Source organism: Micrococcales bacterium (assembly GCA_009784895.1).
Lineage (GTDB): Bacteria > Actinomycetota > Actinomycetes > Actinomycetales > WQXJ01 > WQXJ01.
In genome coordinates this window covers 37,130-45,405 of record WQXJ01000016.1, presented here as the reverse complement: position 1 = coordinate 45,405, position 8,276 = coordinate 37,130, and the positions used below count along the sequence as shown (strand labels likewise).

Below are 8,276 nucleotides of genomic sequence, written 5' to 3'. Positions count from 1 at the left end.
TCCCGCCGTGAAAAGGACTCACCGGCGCAACACCGTGGTGGTCCCATAACTGGCAAAACAGGTGGTCCCATGCTCGTGGCAAAACAACCCCTCAACCGGTCCCATGCACGTGGCAAATGACATTCCCGAAACCCGGTATACACCGAGGCCACCAGCCTGAAACCCCTCAAACCAACCTGAAAGATGGGCGGCCAGGTGGAAGGAATCCCTAGTCTTGTCTACACGGTTTTCGGATCGGCGGGCTTCTGGTCTGCCTGGCGCCCAGGAATGATGGTGGTCGGGTCACGGCCGGCCGTAGTCCACGGCAAGAGGCCGCAAAACCGGAGACTCAGGTTTGACCGGATCGAGTTGAACGGTTGAATGACAAGTCCGGATCGACCTGTCCGGTTGAATGACTAGACCAGATCGACATGAACGGTTCAATCATCGAATCTGAGCGTTTGCCCAGGTGGGCGGAAATCGGCGTCATCGAGGTGTTCAGGTCGATTGGCCGGCGTCATCGAGACGTTCATGTCGACGGTGCCGGCGGCGGTTGAGAACTATGCCACTGGGTCGGTGACCTCGGCCCAAAGGTCAAGCTCAGCTTGATCCTTGGCGTACTTTCGGTAGGCCAACACGCCCACGGCCAGGACGGCCAGAATGATCAGAACCTTCTTCATTGAACTGCCTCCTCCGGGCCGGGTTCTGGTCCGGGTAGCCGAGCGGCCACTCCGGTGATCCTTGGGAATCTCCCTCGTCAACCCTAGCTCGCTCGGCCCAACCAACCCACCTGGCGGGCGGTCGTTGGCCTCACTCGCGTCGGGTGGGCCTAGGAGGACTTGAACCTCCGACCTCTTCCTTATCAGGGAAGCGCTCTAACCGCCTGAGCTATAGGCCCTTGGCGCCATGTTCAAGACGCCTGCGTGACATTACCCCAAGGCAGGCGTCCAAGCAACGCCGGACCGCCGGTGTGCCAATGGCCGCCGGCTCACCCGCGCTGCTCTTCGCGAAGGGTCATGTGGATGCCGCCAACTAGGGCGGACAAGACGTTGTAAATGACCGCGCCGAGCGTGGCCAATATGGTGCCAATAACCACATTGATGGCCCCAACCATCATGGCTCCGGACATGATCCGGCCCCGGCCAACGTACTGCATCAGATTCAGTTCCCTGGCCTTGGGTTCGCCGGCCAGGTCTTGGATCATCGAATCGATCTCGGCGAAGACGTGTTTTTGGTCTAACGCTGTCCACAACACCCAGATCATGACCACCCAGGCGATCCCGGCCGCCAATGAGATCAAGAATGACATTTTTGCCACTGACAAAGGCGAGACATAGCTCAGCGACAGCTTGATTTTGCGAATGGCCTTGGGCCCTTTTTTGCCCTTCTTGGCGGCCTTGCCAGTTGTGCCGGCCTCATCGCCCGGTACCAACGACGAGCCGGATAGCAAGGGGATTGGTGGGGGGGCCGGGCTGGCTGGTACTTCGCCAGGCGCGGCGGCGCCGGCCGCAGTTGATTTGGCAGCTGCGGCCTGGTCCGGCCCGGTGGCGGTCTTTGGAGTGCGGAATCGCCGGGGTTGTGGCGCCGAAGCGTCAATTTGGCCGCCCAGGCCCGGGGCCGGTGGTTGGCCAGGTGTGCCCGCGTCCGATGCCGGCAGGGCACCAACCGCTCTGACCTCACCTGTGGCGCGTTGCGGTTTGGCGGCCGGGCGAATGATTGGCGGCGGGTCCATGGCATGTCCGGCACCGGAACCGGCCCGGGAACGGCGGTCCGCGGCGGCCACTCTCATGGTGGCGGGTCCTGGCGCGAGCGGCCGGGCGGCAGCCCTGCGACCCGCCGGCTTGGCCGGTTGGTCCTTGACCTCTTCCGGACTCATCCGACACCTCCGTTGTCGCTCTGGGAGATCATTCCCCCAACGGTACCTGACTGAACAGCCTCAACGACGCTGTCTTGGCCACCATCCTCGCCCTCGTCATCGTCGCTAGTGGTGCCTTCGGCGTTACGAGCCAAGCCAATGATGCGATCGCCCGGGTCAGGTTTGGCGAAGACCACACCCATGGTGTCGCGACCTTTGGCTGGTACCTCGTCGACCCTGGAGCGAACCACTTTTCCGGCTTCCATGATCACCATGACCTCATCGCCGACCCCGGTGATCAAGGCCCCGACCAGGTCGCCGCGCTCGGCCGCCAATTTGGCCACCTTGACGCCAAGGCCACCGCGGCCCTGCAACCGGTACTGGTCAACCGGGGTGCGTTTGGCGTAACCGCCTTCCGTCACCACGAACACATCCGATCCTTCTGTCACCACGTCCATGGCCAGCAACTCGTCACTGCCACGGAACTTCATGCCGGTGACACCGGAGGTGGCGCGGCCCATTGGGCGCAGCGACTCATCCCAGGCCGTGAATCTAACCGACTGGCCTTTACGCGAAACCAGGATCAAATCATCACTGGCGTCAATTAGCCGGGCGGCGACGACCTCGTCGCTGACGCCAGTCTTGTCCTCGCGCAAGTTGATAGCGATGATTCCGCCGGATCTCGGTGAGTCGTAGTCTTGCAGCCTGGTTTTCTTGACCAAGCCGCGTTTAGTGGCCAAGACCAGGTAGTCGGCCTGTTCGTAGTCCCGCAGCGCCAGGACTTGGGCGATACGCTCATTAGGTTGGAAGGCCAGCATATTGGCGACATGCTGGCCCTTGGCGTCGCGTGAACCCTCTGGTAGTTCGTAGCCCTTAGTCCGGTAGACCCGGCCAAAGTTTGTGAAAAACAACAGCCACTGGTGGGTGGTGGTGACAAAGAAATGCTCGACAATGTCGTCTTCACGCAATTGCGCACCTTTGACGCCTTTGCCGCCGCGCCGTTGAGACCGGTATTGGTCAACCCGGGTGCGTTTGGCGTAGCCACCCCGAGTGATGGTTACCACGACATCTTCTTCGGGGATCAAGTCCTCGTCGGTAACCTCACCTTCAAATGGCAAAATCCGGGTGCGCCGGTCATCACCAAACTTTTCGACTACATTGGCCAGCTCCGAACCGACGATCTGCCGCTGGCGGTCCTGGCTAGCCAGAATTTCGTTGTAGTCGGCTATCCGAGCTTCGATGGCGGCGTGTTCGTCCAGGATCTTCTGGCGTTCCAGCGCGGCCAGGCGCCTTAGCTGCATTTCCAGAATCGCGTTGGCCTGGATTTCGTCAATCTCGAGTAGTTCGATCAACCCCTGACGCGCCACATCAACTGTGGCAGAGGCCCTTATCAGCGCAATTACATCGTCAAGACGGTCAAGGGCTTTGAGATAGCCGCGCAGGATATGGGCCCTGGCTTCGGCTTCCCGCAGCAGGAACTGGGTCCGGCGCACTACTACTTCAAGCTGGTGGCTGGTCCAGTGGCGAATAAACGAATCGATCGTCCTGGCCCGTGGCACCCCGTCGACCAGGGCCAGCATGTTGGCGCCAAAGGTTTCCTGCAATTGGGTCTGCTTGTAGAGGTTGTTCAGCACAACCTTCGGCACGGCGTCGCGTTTGAGCAGCATGACCAGCCGTTGGCCGGTTCGCCCTGAGGTTTCGTCCCGCAAATCAGCGATGCCCTGGATCCGGCCGTCTTTGACCAATTCGCCAACCCGACTGGCCAGGCGATCAGGGTTGACCTGGTACGGCAATTCGGTCACCACTAAGGCGTTACGGCCGTCGATTTCCTCAACTTCAACCACAGCCCGCATCACGATCGAACCGCGACCGGTGCGGTAGGCATCCTTGATCCCTTTGGTGCCCAGGATCAGCGCACCGGTGGGGAAATCAGGTCCCGGAATGCGTTCGATCAGAGCCTCGCGCAGGTCCTCGTAGCTGGCCTGGGGGTTGGCCAAATGCCACTGAATGCCGGCTGCAACTTCCCGCAAATTATGAGGTGGGACGTTGGTAGCCATACCCACGGCAATCCCGGCCGAACCATTAACCAGCAGATTGGGGAAGCGGGCCGGCATCACCACCGGTTCTTTGGTCCGCCCGTCGTAGTTGTCTTCGAAGTCAACTGTGTCGCGCTCTATGTCACGAACCATTTCCAGGGCCAGTGGTGCCATGCGGCATTCGGTGTACCTAGGTGCGGCCGGGGCATCGTCGCCCGGTGAGCCAAAATTGCCCTGTCCGTCAACCAGAGGGTTACGCAGTGACCAGGGCTGAGCCAAACGAACCAAGGTGTCGTAGATGGCCGAATCCCCGTGCGGGTGGTACTGGCCCATGACCTCGCCAACTACCCGGGTGCATTTGGAATAACCTCGGTCGGGACGGTAGCCGCCGTCATACATGGCGTAGATGACCCGTCGGTGGACCGGTTTGAGGCCATCACGAATATCTGGCAGGGCCCGCCCAACAATCACCGACATGGCGTAGTCCAGATAGCTACGCCTCATTTCGGCTTGTAAGTCAACCGGTTCAATCCGGCCTGTGGCTGGCGGTGGGTTAGGGGTCTGGGCCTGGCTCACAGGCGAACCTCTCTGCGATCGGTCATATCAAATATCAAGGAAACGAACGTCATGGGCATTGCGTTGGATGAAGGCCTTACGAGATTCGACATCGTCTCCCATCAGAATCGAAAAAGTCTCGTCGACGGCCGCCGCCGATTCCATGGTGACCTGCAGCAAAGTACGTGTGGCCGGATCCATGGTGGTCTCCCATAGCTCCTGGTAGTTCATTTCGCCCAGGCCCTTGTAGCGCTGGATGCCATTGTCCTTGGGGATCCGCTTGCCCTGCTCGGCGCCGAAGGCCAGCAGCGCGTCGCGTTCCTTATCGGAATAGGCGAACTCATGGGCCGAACCAGACCATTTCAAACGGTAAAGCGGCGGCTGGGCCAAAAAGACGTGGCCGTGCTCAATCAGCTGCGGCATGTAGCGGAAGAGCAAGGTCAGTAGGAGCGTTTGGATGTGTTTTCCGTCCACGTCCGCGTCTGCCATCAGCACCACCTTGTGGTAGCGCAGCTTGGCCAGGTCAAAGTCTTCGCCGATGCCGGTACCAAAGGCGGTGATGAGAGCTTGGATTTCGGTGTTGGACAAGGCGCGGTCCAACCTGGCCTTTTCGACGTTCAGGATCTTGCCGCGGATGGGCAAAATGGCTTGGGTCTCCGGGTTGCGTCCAGAGGAGGCAGAACCACCAGCCGAATCACCCTCGACAATGAATATCTCGCTGACCGCCGGGTCCCGGGAGGAACAATCCCTCAGTTTGCCCGGCATGCCACCCGATTCGAGCAGGCCTTTGCGCCGTGTGGCCTCGCGCGCCTTACGCGCCGCCATCCGGGCGGCCGAGGCCTGTTGAGCCTTTCGGATAACCGACTTGGCCTCACTTGGGTGAGCGTCGAACCAATCGGCCAAATGGTCGCCAACCATGCGTTGGACATAAGTCTTGGCCTCAGTGTTGCCCAGCTTGGTTTTGGTTTGACCCTCAAATTGCGGCTCAGTCAGCTTGACCGAAATCACCGCGGTCAAACCCTCCCGCACGTCATCCCCGGTCAGGTTTTCGTCTTTGTCCTTCAGCAGTCCCTTGTCGCGGGCGTAGCGGTTGATCAGCGAGGTCAACGCTGCCCTGAAACCTTCCTCGTGGGTACCGCCTTCAGTGGTGTTGATGGTGTTGGCAAAGGTATGGACGGCCTCGGAGTAAGCCGTGGTCCATTGCATGGCTATTTCCACCGAAATGGTCCTATCGCCAGCCTCAGCCTCAAAATAGATGATCTCTGGATTAACCGGCTCGGCCTTGCGGGCGGCGTTGAAGTGTCCAACGTAGTCGATCAGGCCGCGATCAAAACGGTAGGTCACCCGCCGGGAGGATTCTGGCTCCTCAGCGGCATGGTCCGACTCAACCTTGGAGAAGTGTTTTGGTCTCATGTCGATTAGCGAGATGGTCAGCCCCTTGTTCAAGAAGGCCATCTGCATGAACCGGATCCTAAGCGTCTCAAAGTCGAAATCAACTGTCTCGAAGACCTCTGGGTCTGGCCAGAAAGTGATGACAGTGCCGGTTTTTCCGGTCGGAGCGCCCTGTTCCAGTGGGCCCACCGGCTCGCCGTGGTCGAAGGTCATGTTCCACGTGAAACCATCGCGCCAAACCATGGCTTCAAGCCGCGAAGACAAAGCATTAACCACCGAGACGCCAACCCCGTGCAAGCCACCAGAAACGGCATAGCCGCCGCCGCCAAACTTGCCCCCGGCGTGCAGCATCGTCAGCACCACCTCCAGGGCTGGCTTCTTTTCGACCGGGTGCTCATCAACCGGAATGCCGCGGCCGTTGTCGATCACCCGCAGCGCGCCATCGGGCATGATGGTGACCTCAATGCGGCTGGCGAACCCGGCCAAGGCCTCGTCTACAGCGTTATCAACCACCTCGTAGACCAGGTGGTGCAAGCCGCGTTCTCCGGTCGAGCCAATGTACATCCCTGGTCGTTTACGGACCGCGTCCAAGCCTTCGAGAACCGTAATGTCACCGGCGTCATAACCGGTAGGCACGGATGTTGACTCGTCGATTGCCACTTCACCGTCTTTCTTGCCCGGGCACGCGCGCCGGGGGCGGGTCAAAAAGGGGCCCCACGGCGTCCGGATCCTAAGACACGTGCGAGCGATTGCAGTGACCTATTCTACTCGCCCGGCAAACCGGCTAACAACACCGCCAGGCCCAGGCCCTGGTGGCTTCGAAGTGGGCGTTGGCTCTGGTCAGCGCTTCGCGCTAGCCATCGTTCGGCTGGTCGTGGCTAGGGCGGCGGCTTGACCCGCCAGCGGCCCTTGGCTCTAGGTGGGCCGGCCGGGCCCCGGACTCTGATTCCAGTCACTAGGTTCTGGCCTATTTCCTGGTCAATCCGGCTTTGGATGGTTTCGACCAGCCAACCGATTTGGGTGGCCCAAGCTGAGGAGTCGGCTTCAATTGTCAGCAAACCATTGTCGAAGCCGGTTACCTGGCAGTGTTCGGCGTTGGCCGGGCCAACAATTTGGGCCCAGCGCACCACCAGTTCCGCCACCGAGACTTCACCGCCCCAGCCTTGGACTTCGATTAGCTCATCGACGGCATCTGCCAGCGGCTGTGGGTCGCGAGCCGAGGACCATTCGGCCGCCCTGGGTTTTGCTTGGCGCCGTTTGGCCCCTCGGGCCCTGATTCGGTCTAAAGCGGCTAGCTCGGCCGGCCGGCCGTTGGCCTGGCCAGGAGGCTGGTCATCTGGGCTGGCAGCCTTGCCGGTTGGTTCGGGTCTGTCATTCATCTTGTCCCACTTTGGCCGCAGCTACTTCGATCCGCTCGCCACCAAGCTCAGGCGGGATGTCGCCGGACACCGCCGTGGTCACCAGGACTTGCTCGACTGAACTGGCGATGTTAGCCAGGCGGGCGCGGCGAGTGCTATCTAGTTCGGCAAAAACGTCGTCCAGGATCAAGATTGGGTCACCGTGGCCTAGGTTCTTCAGCAGCTCGAAGGCACTGAGCCGCAGGGCCAGAGCCATTGACCATGACTCGCCGTGTGAGGCATAACCGCGGGCCGGATGGCCATTGATGGCCAGGGCCAATTCGTCGCGCTGTGGTCCCACCAGGTTGACACCCCGGGCGATCTCTTTGGCTTGGAGGGTGGTCATGGCGGCCTTTAGACCGGCTGCCACTTGGTCCGCTTCGACCAGGCCTGTCATTGGTATCGATGGCTGGTAGGTGGCCTCGGCTTGGTCGCCGGCCGGCGCGAAGGCCGGGTAGGTCCGCGCCAGAATCTGGTTCAGTTCACTGGCCACTGCAGCTCGTTGAACCATGATGATCCCACCAAGATTGGCAGCCTTGTCATTCCAGACCTCAAGCGCATCAAGAGCGTTTGGCCTGGCTGCTGCGGTCAGTTGGGCTAACGATTTCAGTAGTGCGCCGCGTTGACGCATGGTCTTGTCAAAGTCTTGGATTGTGCCCGCCAGCCCTGGCCGGCGTTGAACTAGGACTTGGTCCAGAAAACTCCTCCGCGCCTCGGGCCCGCCTTTGACCAGAACCAAATCCTCCGGTGCAAAGACAATCGCCTGAACCAACCCAAGCACGTCAGATAGTCGCCTGACCGGGGCCCGGCCCAGCCAGGCCCGCCTACCACCGCTTGATTTGATTTCGAGGTCAATTTGGACCGACCGGTCTAACCGGACCACTTTGGCCTTGATAATGGCCCGCTCGGCCTTGTGACGGACCAAGGGAGCATCTGAGGCAACCCGGTGTGACCCAAGTGTGGCCAGATAACCAACGGCCTCAATGATGTTGGTTTTTCCAGCGCCATTGGGGCCAACAAAGCTGGTCGCACCGTCACTTAGCCGCAGCACCAGTTTATGGT

At 60.6% G+C, this 8,276-nt stretch carries 7 protein-coding genes and 1 tRNA gene; all 8 read right to left on the bottom strand.

Going from position 1 to position 8,276, the window contains the following annotated elements; translation table 11 throughout:
* Positions 1 to 328: 328 nt before the first annotated feature.
* The 8 genes from FWD29_04525 to recF all read right to left on the bottom strand — a co-directional run bounded on the left by FWD29_04525 (position 329) and on the right by recF (position 8,265).
* Positions 329 to 469: a hypothetical protein gene (locus tag FWD29_04525; GenBank protein ID MCL2803200.1), complete on the bottom strand. Its 141-nt coding sequence runs from the start codon at positions 467 to 469 to the stop codon at positions 329 to 331.
* Between the two features lie 70 nt (positions 470 to 539).
* Positions 540 to 659, bottom strand: a complete 120-nt coding sequence (locus FWD29_04520; GenBank protein ID MCL2803199.1) for a DLW-39 family protein — start codon at positions 657 to 659, stop codon at positions 540 to 542.
* Positions 660 to 803: 144 nt separating this feature from the next.
* Positions 804 to 877 (bottom strand) — tRNA-Ile (locus tag FWD29_04515).
* 90 nt (positions 878 to 967) lie between these two features.
* The gene (locus FWD29_04510; protein ID MCL2803198.1) at positions 968 to 1,768 is read right to left on the bottom strand and encodes a DUF3566 domain-containing protein; all 801 of its coding nucleotides are present in this window, start codon (positions 1,766 to 1,768) and stop codon (positions 968 to 970) included.
* An 83-nt stretch (positions 1,769 to 1,851) separates the two neighbouring features.
* Positions 1,852 to 4,374 carry a DNA gyrase subunit A gene (gene gyrA, locus FWD29_04505; protein ID MCL2803197.1) on the bottom strand — a complete coding sequence of 841 codons (2,523 nt, stop codon included), beginning with the start codon at positions 4,372 to 4,374 and terminating at the stop codon, positions 1,852 to 1,854.
* A 99-nt stretch (positions 4,375 to 4,473) separates the two neighbouring features.
* On the bottom strand, positions 4,474 to 6,477 hold the full coding sequence (gene gyrB, locus FWD29_04500) for a DNA topoisomerase (ATP-hydrolyzing) subunit B (protein ID MCL2803196.1): 2,004 nt from the start codon (positions 6,475 to 6,477) through the stop codon (positions 4,474 to 4,476).
* 218 nt (positions 6,478 to 6,695) lie between these two features.
* Positions 6,696 to 7,196 carry a DciA family protein gene (locus FWD29_04495; protein MCL2803195.1) on the bottom strand — a complete coding sequence of 167 codons (501 nt, stop codon included), beginning with the start codon at positions 7,194 to 7,196 and terminating at the stop codon, positions 6,696 to 6,698.
* Positions 7,189 to 8,265: a DNA replication/repair protein RecF gene (gene recF / locus FWD29_04490; protein MCL2803194.1), complete on the bottom strand. Its 1,077-nt coding sequence runs from the start codon at positions 8,263 to 8,265 to the stop codon at positions 7,189 to 7,191. Before recF ends, FWD29_04495 begins: the two co-directional genes overlap by 8 nt.
* Between the last annotated feature and the right edge of the window lie 11 nt (positions 8,266 to 8,276).

Excerpts from the sequence above, each read along its gene's own strand:
- FWD29_04525 (MCL2803200.1), bottom strand. The coding sequence starts at position 469 with ATGACGCCGATTTCCGCCCACCTGGGCAAACGCTCAGATTCGATGATT.
- FWD29_04520 (MCL2803199.1), bottom strand. The coding sequence starts at position 659 with ATGAAGAAGGTTCTGATCATTCTGGCCGTCCTGGCCGTGGGCGTGTTG.
- FWD29_04495 (MCL2803195.1), bottom strand. The coding sequence starts at position 7,196 with ATGAATGACAGACCCGAACCAACCGGCAAGGCTGCCAGCCCAGATGAC.
- gyrA (MCL2803197.1), bottom strand. The coding sequence starts at position 4,374 with ATGAGGCGTAGCTATCTGGACTACGCCATGTCGGTGATTGTTGGGCGG.
- FWD29_04510 (MCL2803198.1), bottom strand. The coding sequence starts at position 1,768 with ATGAGAGTGGCCGCCGCGGACCGCCGTTCCCGGGCCGGTTCCGGTGCC.